The 245-nt window shown below is 55.5% G+C and carries 1 pseudogene; it reads right to left on the bottom strand.

Going from position 1 to position 245, the window contains the following annotated elements:
- Positions 1 to 245: pseudogene (locus RTW80_RS30390) on the bottom strand (3-deoxy-D-manno-octulosonic acid transferase); the annotation flags it as partial.

Genomic DNA, 245 nt, shown 5'->3' with positions numbered 1-245 from the left:
TTAGTGGCTCCGCTGCGGCAGGTAAGGTTGCAGAAGTTGCAGCAGACGGGTCAGCGCCCCCTGGTTCTGATGCAGGACTTCAACGGCGTGACGACCGTACCACAGGCGGTAATCTTCTTCAGTCAGAAGGGTAGAGACCTCTTTGACCACCGAATCCGCGTCGGTCACGGTGATTAAGCCATCGGCTTGCTGCAATTTCGCGCAGATATCTTTGAAGTTAAACGTGTGTGGCCCCATCAGTACGG

This window comes from Escherichia sp. AM3 (assembly GCF_032029835.1).
Classification (GTDB): domain Bacteria; phylum Pseudomonadota; class Gammaproteobacteria; order Enterobacterales; family Enterobacteriaceae; genus Escherichia; species Escherichia coli.
The sequence above is the reverse complement of the archived record's forward strand: the minus strand, read 5'-3'. Positions and strand labels throughout refer to the sequence as shown.